The 13,153-nt window shown below is 66.5% G+C and carries 9 protein-coding genes and 4 pseudogenes; 11 read left to right on the top strand and 2 right to left on the bottom strand.

Annotated features, from left to right (window positions below; all coding sequences use genetic code 11):
* Positions 1-54: 54 nt before the first annotated feature.
* The 3 genes and pseudogenes from PIB19_RS23395 to PIB19_RS00135 all read left to right on the top strand — a co-directional run bounded on the left by PIB19_RS23395 (position 55) and on the right by PIB19_RS00135 (position 1,795).
* Positions 55-1,181, top strand: a pseudogene (locus PIB19_RS23395) (efflux RND transporter permease subunit).
* Positions 1,135-1,557, top strand: a complete 423-nt coding sequence (locus tag PIB19_RS00140) for a winged helix-turn-helix transcriptional regulator (RefSeq protein ID WP_271239172.1) — start codon at positions 1,135-1,137, stop codon at positions 1,555-1,557. Before PIB19_RS23395 ends, PIB19_RS00140 begins: the two are co-directional and overlap by 47 nt.
* Before the next feature lie 28 nt (positions 1,558-1,585).
* Positions 1,586-1,795, top strand: coding sequence for a hypothetical protein (locus PIB19_RS00135; RefSeq protein ID WP_271239171.1), 210 nt, complete (start codon positions 1,586-1,588; stop codon positions 1,793-1,795).
* 76 nt (positions 1,796-1,871) lie between these two features.
* Here PIB19_RS00135 and PIB19_RS00130 read toward each other — a convergent pair whose 3' ends face one another.
* A complete protein-coding gene (locus tag PIB19_RS00130; RefSeq protein WP_271239170.1) occupies positions 1,872-2,747 on the bottom strand; it encodes an SDR family oxidoreductase in 876 nt (291 codons plus the stop codon).
* Positions 2,748-2,824: 77 nt separating this feature from the next.
* Here PIB19_RS00130 and PIB19_RS00125 point away from each other — a divergent pair, with 77 nt between their 5' ends.
* From PIB19_RS00125 to PIB19_RS00110, 5 genes and pseudogenes are all read left to right on the top strand, one after another.
* Positions 2,825-3,199: a winged helix-turn-helix transcriptional regulator gene (locus PIB19_RS00125; protein WP_271239169.1), complete on the top strand. Its 375-nt coding sequence runs from the start codon at positions 2,825-2,827 to the stop codon at positions 3,197-3,199.
* Positions 3,200-3,450: 251 nt separating this feature from the next.
* Positions 3,451-3,900 (top strand): annotated as a pseudogene (locus PIB19_RS23390) (Gfo/Idh/MocA family protein); the annotation flags it as partial.
* 203 nt (positions 3,901-4,103) lie between these two features.
* Positions 4,104-4,202, top strand: a pseudogene (locus PIB19_RS23385) (hypothetical protein); the annotation flags it as partial.
* 33 nt (positions 4,203-4,235) lie between these two features.
* Entirely contained in the window at positions 4,236-4,865 is a 630-nt protein-coding gene (locus PIB19_RS00115) for a hypothetical protein (protein WP_271239167.1), read from the top strand.
* Complete coding sequence (locus PIB19_RS00110) at positions 4,862-5,641, top strand: 3-keto-disaccharide hydrolase (protein ID WP_271239166.1); 780 nt, start codon at positions 4,862-4,864, stop codon at positions 5,639-5,641. The genes PIB19_RS00115 and PIB19_RS00110 overlap by 4 nt, the downstream gene beginning before the upstream one ends.
* 48 nt (positions 5,642-5,689) lie before the next feature.
* Here PIB19_RS00110 and PIB19_RS00105 read toward each other — a convergent pair whose 3' ends face one another.
* The gene (locus PIB19_RS00105) at positions 5,690-8,164 is read right to left on the bottom strand and encodes a TonB-dependent receptor (protein ID WP_271239165.1); all 2,475 of its coding nucleotides are present in this window, start codon (positions 8,162-8,164) and stop codon (positions 5,690-5,692) included.
* Between the two features lie 209 nt (positions 8,165-8,373).
* On the opposite strand from PIB19_RS00105, the gene PIB19_RS00100 reads away from it, so the two are divergent.
* The 3 genes and pseudogenes from PIB19_RS00100 to PIB19_RS00090 all read left to right on the top strand — a co-directional run bounded on the left by PIB19_RS00100 (position 8,374) and on the right by PIB19_RS00090 (position 13,112).
* Positions 8,374-8,709: a hypothetical protein gene (locus PIB19_RS00100; RefSeq protein WP_271239164.1), complete on the top strand. Its 336-nt coding sequence runs from the start codon at positions 8,374-8,376 to the stop codon at positions 8,707-8,709.
* Positions 8,710-8,787: 78 nt separating this feature from the next.
* Positions 8,788-9,918 carry an efflux RND transporter periplasmic adaptor subunit gene (locus PIB19_RS00095; RefSeq protein WP_271239163.1) on the top strand — a complete coding sequence of 377 codons (1,131 nt, stop codon included), beginning with the start codon at positions 8,788-8,790 and terminating at the stop codon, positions 9,916-9,918.
* Positions 9,919-9,921: 3 nt separating this feature from the next.
* Positions 9,922-13,112: pseudogene (locus tag PIB19_RS00090) on the top strand (efflux RND transporter permease subunit).
* Positions 13,113-13,153 lie beyond the last annotated feature (41 nt).

Raw genomic sequence — 13,153 nt, 5'->3', positions numbered from 1 at the left:
CCGCGGCGCGCGTGCGGGTGACGCAACTCGTCTTCGGCCCCCTCCCCTTATCCCGTGGCATTCCGCGTCAGTGGTCCGGATGTCGACAAGGTGCGCACCATCGCGGACCGAGTCCAGGCGATCATGGTCGCGGACCCGATGATGCGCACCGTCAACACCGATTGGGGTGAGCGCGTGCCGACGCTTCACTTCGTGCTCGATCAGGACCGGCTTCGCGCCATGGGCCTGACCTCGGGCGATGTCGGTGAACAGCTTCAGTTCCTGCTCTCCGGCGTGACGGTCAGCCAGGTTCGCGAGGATATCCGCACCGTCGACGTAGTCGCCCGCTCCGCCGGCAAGGCTCGGCTCGATCCGGCGCGCGTCGGCGATTTCACGCTGACCGCGACGAACGGCCAGCGCATTCCGATCAGCCAGATCGGCAAGCTCGAGCTGCGCATGGAGGATCCGATCCTGCTGCGCCGGGACCGCATGCCGACCGTCACCGTGCGCGGCGACATCGCCAACGGCCTGCAGCCGCCCGACGTCTCGACCGCCATGTTCAGGAAGCTCCAGCCGGTCATCGACACGCTGCCCGCCGGGTACCGCATCGTCATGGGCGGCTCGATCGAGGAGGCGGGCAAGGCCAATGCCGCGCTGGCACCGATCTTCCCGATCATGATCCTGCTGATGATGATCGTCATCATGCTCCAGGTGCGCCAGTTCTCCGCGATGGCGATCGTGCTGCTGACCGCCCCCTCGGGCTGGTCGGCGTGGTGCCGACGCTGCTGGTGACCGGCCAGTCCTTCGGCTTCAACGCCATATTGGGGCTGATCGCCCTGGCGGGCATATTGATGCGCAACACGCTGATCCTGATCGGCCAGATCGAGGAGAACCGTCAGCACGGCCGGACGCCGTTCGATGCCGTGGTCGAAGCGACCGTGCAGCGGTCCCGCCCGGTGATCCTGACGGCGCTGGCCGCGGTGTTCGCCTTCGTCCCCCTCACCCATTCGGTATTCTGGGGCGCGATGGCCTTCACGCTGATCGGCGGGACGCTGGTCGGAACGATCCTGACCCTCGGCTTCCTGCCGGCGCTCTACACGCTCTGGTACCGGATCAAGCCCGACGCGCAGAGCCCGGCGACGGAGGGGCGGCGGCATGAGCGTGCTCGAATCCGACGAGCCGATTGCGACGTCTTGCCATGAGAGCGGATCATGGGCGGCGCAACGCTCGATCAGTTTGACAATCTCCGACGACAGCACCGTCACGAGAGAAGATCCGCTCGAAAAGATCGAAGGACGCTGGACATTGCAGATCCTGCTCCGTCTCAACGCAGGCGAGCACCGGTTCTCGGATCTGAGATCGGCGATTCCGCGAGTCAGCGCGAACATCCTGACCGACCGGCTTCGCGCCCTGGAACGCGCGGGGCTCGTCGAACGACACCATCTCCCTCCACCGCACGCCAGCCAGATCTACATGCTCGCCGATCTGGCCGCCGGCCTGAGACCGGCACTGGATGCCCTTTCGCGCTGGCGCACGGAAACGCGCAGGGCGCCCCTTCCGGCACGGAGCACGGGCTGATCATGCATCAGGACATGGAGCAATCGCGATGAAGCTGCAGGACACCGCGCGTGAGATCTGGCGCAAATTCGAAGCGCTCTCCTTCGCACTGGACTACGACCCCTATGCCGATATCGCCTCGCGCTTCGAGCGGCTGGAACGTGACAGCCAGTCTCGACAAGCGGAATTGACGGCCCTGTCAGCGGAAGTGCTGAACCTGTCCGAACAACTGCGCCGGGAGTCTCGCCCGCCGCACTGACGGTCCTTCGGGAGCCGGGCAGCACATTCCCCATCGACCGTGAAATGAAACCTCACGCGCCGGACGGGCTCTGCCCTCAGTCGTTCTCCACCGTCGCAGAGCGAACGAGAGCGCGAAGGATCGTCTCGCGCATCGTCTCGGTGGGCCGGCCGATCAGCCCGCTCAACGTGCGCGATCGGTCCGCGAGGATGCCGCCGGCCGCTTTGGCACTATATTCGGCCAGCGCGGCCGCGAAGCCGGCCGGCACGCCGGCACCGATCAACGCCTCGCGATACTCGTCTTCGGGCAGGTCGCGATATTGGACCGCCCTTCCCGCTGCCGCGCCCAGCGCTTCCGCGACGTCGGACAGAGTGAACGCCTCGTCGCCCGCCAGTTCGTACACGCGGTCGGGCCCGGATGCTCCGGTCAGGATCACCGCCGCCGCCTCGGCATAGTCGGCGCGCGTGGCGGCGGAGATCGGGCCGCTGCCGGTGCTGCCGAGCAGAACGCCGTGCGCGATCGCGGCCTCCGCGCCGATCAGATAATTCTCGATATACCAGCTGTTGCGCAGGATGGCGTAAGAGAGGCCGCTGGCGGCGATCATACGCTCGGTCTCTAGGTGCGATTCGGCAAGGCTCATCGGGTTCGTATCGGCATGGAGGATGCTGGTATAGGCGATCCGTTCGATCCCGGCGCGAACGGCGGCGTCGATCACCGCCTTGTGCTGTGCGATCCGCCCATCGGGCGTATCCGACGACACGAACAGCAACCGTGTCACGCCGTCGAGAGACGCCGGCAGTCCTTCGGGCGCGTCATAATCGAACGCCCGGACCGTGACGCCGAGCCGCTCCAGATCCAGCGCCTTGGCCGGATCGCGTACGAGCGCGACGATCTCGCCCGCGTCGACGCGGCGCAGAAGCGATGCGATGGCAAGGCGGCCGAACTGGCCCGTTGCTCCCGTGACAGCGTACATGGTTGCTCCTTTCATCGGTGGAGCAGCCCAGATATGACCATACCCAATCAGAAGTAAGTACGGACATCGGGGTAAGTATGGAAACTGCCAAGACCAACCATCTCGCAACGCAGCTCGCCCGCGGGGAGATGCTCGACGCGAATTGCCCGTCGCGGGAGGTGCTGGTGCACATGACGGGCAAGTGGAATGTCCTGCTGCTGATCGCCCTTCGCGACGGGACGATGCGCTTTGCCGAGCTGCGACGGAAGGTGAACGGGGTAAGCGAGCGGATGCTCGCGAAGAGCCTTCAGCAGCTAGAGCGCCATCATCTCCTGATCCGGCGAAGCTATCCGGTCGTGCCGCCGCATGTCGAATACACGCTCACCCCGCTCGGGCGGGAGGCAGCCGAACGGATCGCCGGCCTGACCGACTGGATCGAGGAGAATGTGCAGGCGCTGATCGGCGAGGAATGACACTTTCAGGCTAGATGAGGGTCAGGCCCACCGCCGGCGACTGCAAGACTCCCAGTCCGATCATTTTCTCTCCTCGCTTCGGGCCCGGTTTGGTTCGGCAAGCGGGTTCTGAGAAAAGCGGACGAGCTATCGGTGGATAACTAAAACAAGTTCGTTTATCCATTCGGGAGAGACCGTTCGACGTGACCCGCAGAGCTTGCTTTTCACCATCTCTGCCCGCGATCTGACGATCCACCAGAGAGGAGCAATCGATGATCGACCCGCGAACCCACCTTAGCCGTCGCGACTGGATGCGGGGCGCCGCGGCCACCGCCGGGCTTCTCGCGACGCCGGGCGGCGCATGGGCCCGCCGCATCGCGCCGAGCGACCGGGTCAATGTGGCGGTCATCGGGGCCGGCGGCATGGGCGCGCAGAACATGACGAAGCTCACCAGCCAGAACATCGTCGCGGTGGCCGATGTCGACTTCGGCCATGTCGCGAAGGCCTTTGTCGACGACAAGGGGGTTGCCCGTCCGGATCGGCAGCCGCTCAAGCAGGCCTATGACCGCGCGGCGAAGTTCGCGGACTATCGGCGCATGCTGGACAGCCGCAAGGACATCGATGCCGTGGTGATCGCCACTCCGGACCATCACCACGCGATCGCCGCGAAGACCGCAATGGAGCGCGGCCTCCACGTCTATGTGCAGAAGCCGCTCACCTATACGGTGCGCGAGGGACGCACGCTGCTCGATCTCGCCCGGCGTAATCCGAAATTGGTGACCCAGATGGGAAACCAGGGCCACTCAGGCGATGACGGCCGCCGAGTGGTGGAGCTGATCCGCGGCGGTGTCATCGGCCGGGTGCGCCAGGTCCATGCCTGGACCAATCGGCCGGTCTGGCCGCAGGGGAAAAGCGCCCCGCCGCAGTGCCGAAGCCCGCCACCCTCGACTGGGACCTGTGGCTCGGGCCGGCGCCGGTCGATTGGGGCTACAATCCGGATTATGCCCATTTCAACTGGCGCGGCTGGGTCCCGTTCGGCGTCGGCTCGCTTGGCGACATGGGTGCCCATCTCATCGACTTCCCCGTCTGGGCGTTGGAACCGGGGCTGCCCACGCGGATAGAGACGCGGCATAGCCGCTGGGGTGGCGACGACGATATCTGGGACGGCAAGCCGCCCGCCGACCTTGGCAGCTATCCGCTCGCCAACATAACCACCTACGAGTTCGGCCATGCCAAAGGCGGGCCGATCACGATGACCTGGTATGACGGCGGGCTGATGCCGCCGACTCCTCCGGCGATGCCGGCCACCGCCCGGATGAATCCGGATGGAGGCGTGCTCTATATCGGCGACCGCGGAATGCTGATGCACGACACTTATGGCGAGAAGCCCGTGCTGATCGGAGAGGGAACGGCCGCACGTGCGGCGGCGGTGCCGGTTTCGCTGCCCCGGATATTGGGCGGCCGGGAGGGGCACGAGATGAACTGGATCCGCGCGATCCGCGGCGAGGAGGCAATCTCCTCACCTTTTTCGGTCGCAGTGCCGCTGAACGAGACGATGATCCTCGGCATGGTTGCGATGCGGGCGGATCAGCCGATAGAATATGACGGCGTCGCCGGCCGGATCACCAACGTGGCCGACGCCAATCGCTTTCTGGACCGGGAGTATCGCAAGGGATGGGCAATATGATCATCACCGCCGCAGCCATGAGCCTGCTCGGCGCAACCCCGGGTACCCCGGTCGTGCAGACGACGCCGCAGGCCCGCCCGCAGGACACCGAAGTCTGGGCGCCCGAAGTGCCGGTGGTTACACCGGGCCCGGCCACGACGGTCGCCCCGCCGTCCGACGCCTTGGTCCTGTTCGACGGCAAGAATCTCGGCGAATGGGTTTCGACCAAGGACAAGTCACCCGCGCGTTGGACGGTGGCGGATGGCGTGCTGACCGTGCGCAAGGGCACCGGCAACATCGAGACGCGCCGCAAGTTTCGCAATTATCAGCTGCATCTCGAGTGGCGGATTCCGAGCGGCATCACCGGAGAGGGCCAGGCGCGCGGCAATAGCGGGCTGTTCCTCGCCTCCACCGGCGACGGCGATGCCGGCTATGAGCTCCAGATCATGGATAGCTTCCGCAACAAGACCTATGTCAACGGCCAGGCAGGCAGCATCTACAAGCAATATCCGCCGCTCGCGAACCCGATCCGGGCGCCCGGCGAGTGGCAGAGCTATGACGTGGTCTGGACCGCGCCGGTCTTCGCCGCGGATGGATCGCTGACCAGTCCAGCCTATGTGACTGCCTTCATGAACGGTATCCTCGTGCAGGATCACGTCGCGCTCAAGGGCGAGACGGTCTATATCGGAGCGCCGCGCTACACTGCGCACGGTGCTGCGCCGATCAAGCTCCAGGATCATGGCGATCCCAGTCCGCCGATCAGCTTTCGCTCCATCTGGGTGCGCGAGCTGAAATGAGCGGGCCGGGCGCTCCTGCCATAAGCAGGCAGGAGCGCCAGTTCGCAATCAGAAGCTGAAGCCCGCGCTGAAGCGGAACGACCGCCCGAGGATCGGTCGCGCCAGGATCGGCCCCGATCCCTGCGAGCCGATGATGCGCGGATTGCCTTCGGTGAGGCCGACCTCGTTGGTCAGGTTGTTGCCGGTCACCTGAAGCTTTACCCGCTCCGCGACATCGACCGAGACGCCGGCATCGAGCTGATAGAAATGCGGCAGCAGCTGGTTGTTCTCCACGTCCGAGAAACGGTCGCCGGTATATTGCAGCGTCGCGAAGACCGAGGGCTTCACGCTGCCGAGATCGACTTCATAGGCCGGCGTCACGCGCCACGCCCAGCGCGGCTGGCGCTGGACGCGGTTGCCGGTGTTGTCGATCGTGCCGCCTCCCGTGAAGAAATCCTCGTACGTGCTGTCGAGCCAGGTGGCGGCGCCCGACAGGCTGAAGCCCGGGAACGGCCGGATCGCGCCCTCGAGCTCGACGCCGGTCGCCTTGGCGCCGCCGATCTGGCTGAGCGGCACATTGTTGACGAGTTGCGTGGTCGCGAGCCCGTCGAACTTGTTGTGGAACAGCGTGGCGTAGAGGTTGACCAGCGGCGTCGAGATCTTGAGCCCGCCTTCATAGGTTTCGACCTCGGCAGTGATGGCGAGGCCGGTGTCGTTGGCGATGTCCGCGTCCGAGGCGTCGCGCAGATTGTCGAACTGCGGGAAGCTGTTACCGCGACTGTAACGCGCGAACACGCCGATCTGGCGCGTGACGTCATAATTGACGCCGGCCGTCCACGACCAGGCCGAATCCGAATAGTCGATCCGGCGCGGACCGCCGAACACCGAGACCGAATTGTCGTAGAGCGTGCTGGCATTGCCATCGAGATCGACGGTCCCGCCCGGCGTGCGGATCGTCCCGTTCACCGTGTGCCGTTGCCAGCGCACGCCACCGTCGACACGCAGCTCCGGCGTGATCTGAAATTCGTCGACTGCGTAGAAGGCATAGTCGCTGCCGTCATATCGGCCGTCGACGATGAAGCCGGGGCCGCTGGTGAAGCCGCCCAGCGTCGCGGTCCGACCGCCGTTCAGGGTCATGTTGAGCAGCCGCGCATTGGGTTCGCCGGTGAGCAGCATTTGGTTGCCGAGCGACCAGCTGTCGCGCGACGTGTAGTTGGCGTAGTAGAAGCCGCCCGTCAGCTTGTTCGGGCCGGCGCTCCATTCGAAGCCGGTATCGGCGACGAAGGAAGAGATTTTCTTGCGCACCTCCCAGACACCGGCGCGCATCACCGGTGTGGTCGCGGCGAGCGCGCCGCTGCCATTGACATAGCCGAGGCTGGCGACCGTGGAGCCTGCGCCGCCCAGCGTCACCGCCATGTCCGAAGCCGCGACCGGCGCCTCGGCCGGTACCAGCCCTACCGTGTCGGCATTGCCGCCGAGATAGCTGAGGCGCTCGCGCAACCGGAAACCGTCGGCGACCTCATAGTCGAAGTTAATGCCGGTGTTGAACACGTCGGCGCCGCGCCCGTCGGCGAGGTCGACGGTACGGCCGACCAGATTGGTCGTGACGCGCGTCTCGCGCCCGGCGAGCGCGCCGGTTCCGGCGTCGAAGCCCGGATATTCGCTGATCTCGTTGCCGTTTTGGACGATCGGGATCGGCAGCAGCCACTGGCCGTGATCGTTGAGGTAGCGCGCATAGATCTCGACCGAGCCGCGATTGCCGAAATCGTGATGCACGTTGGCGGTGACCTGTCCGCCCTTCTCGGCGCGGTATTGCGGATCGCGGACGCCGTTGCCCTGGGCGTAATAACCGCCGATCATGAAGCCGGTATCTTCATTGAGCGGTCCCGAGATCCAGGCGTCGCCGCGGATTTCGCCGAAATCGGTATAGGATATCTTGCCGAGCCCGTGGAATTCGCTGCCGCCGGTCCGCGGCACGACGTTGACGGTGAGCCCGGGCTGGCCGTTGGAGAAGAGCGAACCCGTGCCGCCGCGAACGGCCTCGATCCGCTGCACGGTTTCGTCGAGACGGATCAGCTGCGAATTCTCGAGGAACGACAAGGTCGGCGGCGGGAATATCGGCACGCCGGCGAGCTGGAAGGTGACGAACTGCGCGTCGCCGCCTGAAGGATAGCCGCGCACGAAGATGTTCGCGCCGTTCTGTCCGCCGGAGCTCTCCGCCATCACGCCCGGGACGGTCCGCAGCAGATCCGCGGTGCTGTTGGGCGCGGCGCGCGCGATCGCTTCGCTGGAAAGCGTGGTAACCGCGAAGGCAGCGTCCTGCCGCCGTGTCCCGCCGCCGGCCGTGCCGACCACGACGATTTCCTCGCCGTCAGTATATTCGGGGGCCTCTGCAACGTTCGGTTCCGATCGCTGCGCCGCATCCGTGTCTTGCGTTGTCCGCGTGTCGGCGGCGGTCTGCGCAGCCGCGTAGCTCGGCAGCATCAGCGCGGCCGGCGCGGCGCCGAGAAGGAGCAGGCGCAGTGGATTCTGGAGCTTTTTCATGGCTTCCTCCCTTTCGTCGGCCTCCTGAGCAACGCTGGAGCCCGATCGTTTTCCTGAGGGTCAATTTACCATTTGCCGGACCCGCGGTTCAATCGACCCAAGGGTGACTTGGCGGGATGACATGCACGCCTCGTCGATTGCGGCGATCGTATCGCCGCACTTTCATCCGGCACGATGACAGCGCGCGCTCGATCCGATATGGAAGCACCATGCTGCGCCGCTGGGGGTACTTTCTGCTTGGGCTGCTCGCCTGTTCGCTGGTTGCGACGGCGACGGTGCACGGGCGCGAGGCGCCTGGCGTTCCCGAGATATCGTGCAGCGGCGGGGAGACGCATGCGGAGGGCGACCGCGATCAGGTGCCGGCCGATGCCGACCAGGGCGTCCCACATCATCACGGTACCTGCCATGGTCACGCCTTTGCTGTCGAGGTCGATGCGCGGGCGACGATGAAGCGGCAACGCCTTTCCAGCCAGATCTTCCCGCGACATGGGCAGGGCCTGGCTTCGCTTTTGATCGATCCAGCCTTGAGACCACCAAGGGCCTGAGACGCACCCGCGTCCCCGCCCCTTGAACGCAATTTGCCGGTGCCGCTTTGACGCGGATCCGGCCGAGGAAATCGATCGATGAAACCGATAATCGCGGCCTTGCCGCTTGCCCTGCTGCTTGTCGCCTGCGGCGGCAGCTCGCCAGCCGAAAACCATGCCCAGCCTGAAGCCGGGCATGGCGAAGGCGTCGTCACGCTGACGCCCCAGCAAATCGCCACCGCCGGAATCGAAGTTGTCAGCCCGACGATCGGCGGCAATGGCGGTGCCATCGCGCTGCCGGCGCTGCTGGAGAGCGATCCGCAGGCGACGCGGATCGTCGCCGCCACGGTGCCTGGCCGCATCGTCGAGTTGCGCCACAATCTCGGCGACAGCGTCCGGCGCGGCGAGACGCTGGCGGTGCTTGAAAGCCGCGAGGCAGCCGGTCTGCAGGCCGAGGTCCAGCGCGCCGCCGCAGCCGCCGAGCTGGCACGGACCACGCTCGCACGCGACGAGGCGCTCTACGCCAAGGGTTTCCGGCCCTTGCGCGAAGTCGAAATCTCGCGTGCCGCCGCGAAGCAGGCCAATGTCGCTCTGCGGCTCGCGCGCGAACAGGTCGCCGCCAGCGGCGGGCGCGGCGGCAGCTATAACCGCATCGTCATCGCCGCGCCGATCTCGGGCCGGATCATCGCGCGCAAGGCAGTGCTGGGTCAGAATTTCGCGGCGGACGCGGCCGAGACCGAACTGTTCCGCATCGCGCAACTCGATCGGCTGAGCGTCACGCTCTCGCTGTCTCCCGCCGATGCCGGACGCGTGCGGCCGGGAATGACGGTGCAGGTCACCGCGCCGGAGCGCAGCCAGTCCGCTCGAATCAGCTTCGTCTCGCCCGCGCTTGATGCGGAGACGCGCCAGGTGCCCGCAATCGCGATGCTCGACAATCGCGCCGGCCAGTGGCGCGTGGGCGAGCCGGTGACCGCTTCGATCCAGCTTCCCGGGACCGGCGACGGCGCAATCCGTGTGCCCTCGACTGCGGTGCAGACGGTGGACGGCAAGAGCGTCGTGTTCGTACGCACCGACGCAGGGTTTCGCGCCGCTCCGATCACGCTCGGACGGCAGGACGGTGCCATGGTCATTGTGACCGGCGGCCTCAGCGGGCACGAGCGGATCGCCGCGGCGAACAGCTTCACGCTCAAGTCCGCGCTCGGCGCGGCCGAAGCCGGGCATGAGGACTGAGCCATGATCGATCGCATCGTCACATGGGCGGTGGACCGGCGCTGGCTGGTCCTGCTGCTCACCGCCATCGCCGCGATCATCGGCGGCGCGTCGCTCGCGCGCCTGCCGATCGACGCGGTGCCCGATATCACCAACAACCAGGTGCAGGTGAACGTCCTCGCACCCGCGCTGTCACCCGAACTGATCGAGAAGCAGGTCGCCTTCCCGATCGAAACCGCGCTCGCCGGGATCAAGGGACTGGAGAGCACGCGCTCGCTGAGCCGCAACGGCTTTGCCCAGGTCACTGCGGTCTTCTCCGATTCCACGGATATCTATTTTGCGCGGGCGCAGGTCCAGGAACGGATGACTGCAGCGCAGGAGGCGCTGCCCGGCGGCGTGAAGCCCGAAATGGGACCGATCGCCACCGGGCTGGGTGAGGTCTATATCTGGACCCTGCGCTATGCCGAGCGTGCCCACGAGCAACACCGTCCCGGCGAGCCCGGCCTCCAGCCCGACGGCAGCTACATCACGCCCGAGGGCGACCGGCTGGCGAGCGAAGCCGACAAGGCAACCTACCTCCACACCGTGCAGGACTGGATCGTCGCGCCGCAGATCAAGACGGTCGACGGTGTCGCCGGGATCGACTCGCTCGGCGGCTACGAGAAGGAATATCTCGTCGTCCCCGACGTCCAGCGGCTCGCCGCGCTCGAGCTGTCGCTCGCCGATCTCGCGACTGCGCTCGAGCGCAACAACGTCGCGACCGGTGGCGGCACCGTGAACCGCAACGGCGAAGGCCTCGCGGTTCGCGCCGATGCTCGCATCCGCAGCCTCGCCCAGCTGCGTGGCACCGTGATCGCCACCCGCGAAGCCACGCCGATCACGCTCGGCCAGGTCGCCGAGGTGCGCCTCGGCCAGGGCGTCCGAATGGGCGCCGGCTCGGAAAACGGGCGCGAGGTGATCACCGGCACTGCGATCATGCGGATCGGGGAGAACAGCCGCACCGTCTCGTCCGGAGTCGATGCCAAGCTCGAGGCGATCGCGCCGTCGCTGCCCCGCGACATCGTGATCGAACCGGTCCTTGATCGCACCAGGCTGGTCAACGCGACCATCACGACCGTCACGAAGAATCTGGCCGAAGGTGCGTTGCTGGTCACGGCCGTGCTGTTCCTGCTGCTCGGTAATTTCCGCGCGGCGCTGATTGCGGCGCTGGTGATCCCGCTCACCATGCTGCTCACCGGATTCGGGATGCTGCGCCTCGGTGTCTCGGCAAACCTGATGAGTCTCGGGGCGCTCGACTTCGGGCTGATCGTCGACGGTGCCGTGATCATCGTCGAGAACGCGCTGCGCCGCATCGCCGAACGCCAGCATGCAGCCGGGCGCACCCTGGCCCCGTCCGAACGGCTGGAGGTTGTCGGCGGTGCCGCGCGCGAGATGATCCGCCCCTCGGTGTACGGCCAGGCCATCATCATCATCGTCTATGTTCCGCTGCTCACCCTGACGGGTGTCGAAGGCAAGACGTTCGAGCCGATGGCACTGACCGTCATCATGGCCCTGATCTTTGCCTTCATACTATCGCTTACCTTCGTGCCCGCCGCGATCGCCATCGCGCTTTCGCGGCCGGTCGAGGAAAAGGAAGGCCGCGTCGTCGGCTGGCTGCGGCGCCGCTACGAGCCGGGTCTGGACCGCGCCATGAAACGGCCGAGCCTGACGCTCGGGGTGGCGATAGCAGCCCTGGCCCTGGCCGCAGGCGCCTACACCAGGCTCGGCCAGGAATTCCTGCCGCAGCTCGACGAAGGCGATGTCCTCGTCTCCGCGTTCCGCGTACCCGGCACTTCGGTCGAGCAGAGCCAGAAGATGCAGGCGCAGATCGAGCATGCGCTTCAGGGCATGCCCGAAATCCGCACCGTCTTCTCGCGCACCGGCACTGCCGAGGTCGCGTCGGATCCGATGCCGCCCAACGCGACCGATACCTTCATCATGCTCAAGGACCGCAAGGACTGGCCCAACCCCTCCGAGGACAAAGCCGCAGTGGTCGAGCGGATCGAGGCCCGGCTCGCGCAGGTGCCCGGCCATGCCTATGAAGTGACCCAGCCGATCCAGATGCGCTTCAACGAGCTGATCGCCGGCGTCCGATCCGACGTGGCGATCAAGATATTCGGCGAGGACTTCGACGAGATGAACGCGACCGCCGCGAAGATCGCCGGCGTGCTTCGCCGCACGGCCGGCGCCGAGGACGTCAAGGTCGAGCAGACCGAAGGACTACCGATGCTCGACATCGCCTATGCGCAGGACCGCGCCGCGCGGCTCGGAGTCAGCGCGCAGGATGTGGCCGATACGGTTGCCACTGCGGTGGGTGGGCGGGAGGCCGGGCGGATCTTCGAGGGCGACCGCAGCTTCCCGGTCGTCATTCGCCTGGGCGATGCCGCCCGCGCCGACGTCGAGACGCTCGGCCAGACACCGGTGCAGACCCCGGGCGGCAGCTTCGTACCGCTCGCCTCGGTCGCCGACATCCGGCTGGTCGACGGGCCGAACCAGATCAGCCGCGAGAACGGCAAGCGGCGTGTCGTCGTGCAGGCCAATGTCCGCGGTCGCGACGTGGCGAGCGTGGTGACGGATGCGAGATCGGCAATCGCGAAGGAAGTGCAGCTTCCCGCCGGCACCTGGCTCGAATGGGGCGGCCAATTCGAGAACCTCGCCTCCGCACGCGACCGGCTGGCGTTGGTCGTGCCCGCGTGCTTCGCGCTGATCCTGCTATTGTTGTTCGGCGCGCTCGGCAATGCGCGCGATGCGGCCATCGTCTTCACCGGCGTGCCGCTTGCCCTTGTAGGCGGCGTGCTTGCGCTGCAGCTGCGCGGCATGCCGTTCTCCATCTCCGCCGCGGTCGGCTTCATCGCATTGTCGGGCATCGCGGTGCTCAACGGGCTGGTTATGCTGACATCGATCCAGCAACTCGTGGCCGAAGGGTTCGACCGCGCGGCCGCGGCGCGGAGGGCGCGCTCGCCAGGCTGCGTCCGGTGGCAATGACTGCGCTGGTAGCGAGCCTGGGCTTCGTGCCAATGGCGCTCGGTCACGGCGCCGGCGCCGAAGTCCAGAAGCCGCTGGCGACAGTGGTGATTGGCGGGCTGATCAGCGCCACGTTGCTCACCTTGTTCGTGCTGCCGACGCTCTATGCCAGGTTCGGCAGCCCGAACACCGCGACGCCAGCCTCCTCATGAGACGGCCGATACGTGCAGTAGAATCTCCTCAAACCGGCCAA

The sequence above is a fragment of the Sphingomonas sp. 7/4-4 genome (assembly GCF_027941955.1).
GTDB lineage: Bacteria > Pseudomonadota > Alphaproteobacteria > Sphingomonadales > Sphingomonadaceae > Sphingomonas.
The sequence above is the reverse complement of the archived record's forward strand: the minus strand, read 5'-3'. Positions and strand labels throughout refer to the sequence as shown.